This is a genomic window from Mycoplasma sp. 5370, assembly GCF_054343435.1.
Map to the genome: position 1 here is coordinate 1 of NZ_JBTGVF010000043.1, position 3,566 is coordinate 3,566.

Consider the following 3,566-nt stretch of genomic DNA (forward strand, 5'->3'; position numbering starts at 1 on the left):
TATCATTAAATTAACACATATTTATAAAAAGTGACATTTTATATCTGTAATTACAAAAATTAACCAAAAAAATGATTTTTATATAAAAAAAATGTAATTTTTTGATAATTTTTAATCGAATAGATAAAAAGTGTTAAAATTTTTAATATGAAAAAGAGTGCTAAAAAAACAATATTAATTCTTGCTCTTTTAGGAACTACATTAACATCTGCTTCGCTCTCTACATATTTTTTTGTAACTTCTAAACAAAGTAAGAATGATAATAAAGATCATAAAAATGACTTATCTAATTTAAATAATTTTCATTTTAATACTAATGAAAATTCTAAAAAAGATGTTGTAGATAAAAAAGATAATTCTACACAAAATGAAAATAAAGAAAATGTTAAATTTTTTAATTTTTCCATTTTAAAAAAAGATGAAAATCTTTTAATGTTATCTATGAATTTTTCAGGATTTAAAACAATATCCACAAAAAAATTTAAATTAAAATTATTGGATAACAATAAAATAGAACAAACTGTAGATAGCTTTACAATTAATGAGCAAACTAAAACACTTAGTTTTTATATGAAAAACCTAACTAAAAATAGAAATTTTGATGTGCAGTCAGTTGTTATTGAAGAAAACGAAAATAAAGAAATTATCAATATAAAAGGAATTTCGATCACATCTCAACCTTCATTAACACAAATAAATTTTAAAAATAGTAAAATATCAAATTTAAGTGAAAATTCAGCAATTTTAAATTTTGAATTAGATTCAAAAGATGGAATAATGATAGATGATAATAAGCAATTAGAACTTAAATTTAGTTATAAGCAAAATAATTTAAGAAATTATATTATTTATAAAGGAATTTTAAACGAAATACAAGGAAAAACCTTTATAAAAGTAAATTTAAATAATTTATCATCTGGACAAACTTATTATCTTGAAGATATAAAATTTGTTAAAAAACCAGAAGAGTTATTTAAAAATATCAATAATAATTTTGACAATAATATTTATAACTTGCACTCTAATAATCCTTCAAACATCCTTTTTAAATTCAAGACTTATTCTGATACTCATTTTAAATCCAATGCTAAATTTGATTTAAAAATTTCTAGTAAACTAAATGCAAATCCTTTTGAAAATGAAAATAGTGAACTTACATATGTTTTAAATGGAGTAGTTTTAGATACAAGAAAAATTGAATTAAGTAAAATTAACGATAGTATAAAATTAAAATTTACTAAAAATAATAATGGACAAAACGAAGAAATATATGCTTCTGATTTAGAATACGATGAAGATAATAATTCTTTATCTTTTAAAATACAAAATTCCCAAAAAGGGGAAGATTATGTTTTAGAAGATGTTTCCATCAAAAATAAGGGAGAATCTTCTTTTCAAACTTTAAATATTGATAGCGTTAATAGGGAATTTAATGTGGAATTTCCTTTATCTAAAACTTTAGAACCCGATTTAGTAAATTCTAGTGCTTGAGAAAAATCACAATATAAAGACTATGTTTTTGTGGACTTAAAATTAAAAAATAACTGAAATAATCAAGAAATTACTAATCTTCTTAATGATTTGTTTTCAAACAATTTTGACCAACAAAAAAGTAAATCTATAAAAAATGCTTTAGTAAATTTGATAGAAAACAATTATGAAAAACTTATTGATAATTACGGAATAAAAATTGATAATAAAGCAGTAATTTTAAGATTATCAATAAGTGATAAATCAAATTTTTATACAGAAGATAATGGAATATTTTATTTTGTACTAAATAATACGGCTTTAGTACTAAAAAATACAAGTGACATTGATGAAAAATTTGAAATAGCCAATAAAAATAATTCAAAAAACATAATAGTGCTAAAAAACCCGTATATTAGTCACAATATTAAGGGAAAAGTAATTGAAAATGAACACTTTAAATTAAAAAGACTTTCTAGTGAAACATTATTTAAACACAATGAAGATCACTCACACTCCTATCGTATTCCAAGTGTTATAAAATTAGCAAATGGTGATTTAGTAAGTTCTGCTGATAAAAGAATTGAAAGTGAAAGGGACTATAATAACTCTATTTCTCAAGTAGTTAAAATTTCAAAAGACAATGGTAAAACTTGAAGTCAAAATTATGATGTAGTCAAAATTGTAGTTCCAAAAAGAAACAATGGTGGAATTGCAATAGATGGAATAATTAGCGAAATAAAATATTTAGATACCACTAGCAATAGTTATAAACATAAATTACAGTTAATTTTCGATGTTTTCCCTGGAAAAGATACATCTGTTGTCAACTTAAAAAGGGGAAATCCTTGATTTTACGTTGGAAATAATGCTTATTTAAAACTATGAACTAAACTCAACGATCCTAACTCATTTGATTCTAGAGTTTCAGTCTTGAAAGAAGTAGATGGAAGAAAAAATTGATTCAGAAGATACATTTTACCAGCAGGAGTTGGATTTAATAGTAGCTTTACAGAAAGAACTGTTTTAGAAGAAACTAACACATATGTGGATTTAAGTTATCACAGTGACACAAGAACCATCACTGGTTCGGTTTATGAAAATGTTCAAGAAACTGATTTTGATAATCCAGAAATTTTAAATTCTAAAAAAACAATCCACAGTGTTCTTGATGAACCATACAAAAGTGGAGCGGTTAGACCAGAATATGCAATTTACGCTCTTGCTCTTAATAGCCACGTTGCATCTTTAGAAAGTTTTGATGGCGGTCAAACATGAACTAACTTGACTTGAATGGATGAAAAATTTAGTAGTTCGAGAAACGAACATCCTTTTGTTGGAACTGGAGTAGGAAATGGAATTCAATTACACCATCAACAAAATTCTAATTTAAATGGAAGAGTAATTATACCTATGTATTCACTTTCAGACATGTTTTTATTATATAGTGATGACAATGGTCAAACTTGAAATGAAATTAGTAAACCTACCGGTTTTAAAGCAAATTTATCAGAATCATCCCTAATAGAAGCTAATGATGGAGCAATTTATTGATTTTTAAGAAACGCAGGTGGATGAAGCACAGACAGAAACAAATTTTATGTTTCTAAAAGTATAGATGGTGGTTTAACTTGAAGTTCTCCAGATGGAAATTCTTTGGCAAAAGGTAAGGATATAGTTATTGATCAAAACTATGATGGAAATGTTTTTTCAGGTATTAGTTATTTTAATTGAAAAAATAAAGATTACTTTTTATTTGCTTTACCAAAAACAGTTGCTAGAAGAAATGGAGCACTTTTCATAGCTAATAGTAATTTTGATCAAATAACCGAATTATTTAAATATGATGATGAACAAAAAGAACATTTTGCATACAATTATCCTTTAGTGGTTAACCAAACAAATGATTATATAGATTTTATTTCTTTATATGAATCTTCTCAAATTTTTAAAATTTTTAATGGAGGATTTGATGGAGCAAGAGAGCAAGGTGAAGAAATACAAATCGATAGATTTAGATTGTGAATAAAATAGTAATTTCTGCAAATTATTAATCAAAATGTCCCGGGGTATTTACTAATCAAAATGTCCTCTTT

Annotated in this window: 1 protein-coding gene; it reads left to right on the forward strand. The window is 24.5% G+C overall.

What is annotated here, in order from left to right; translation table 4 throughout:
* Positions 1-147: 147 nt before the first annotated feature.
* Positions 148-3,504, forward strand: a complete 3,357-nt coding sequence (locus ACXX88_RS04025; RefSeq protein ID WP_458559663.1) for an exo-alpha-sialidase — start codon at positions 148-150, stop codon at positions 3,502-3,504.
* The last annotated feature ends 62 nt before the right edge of the window (positions 3,505-3,566 follow it).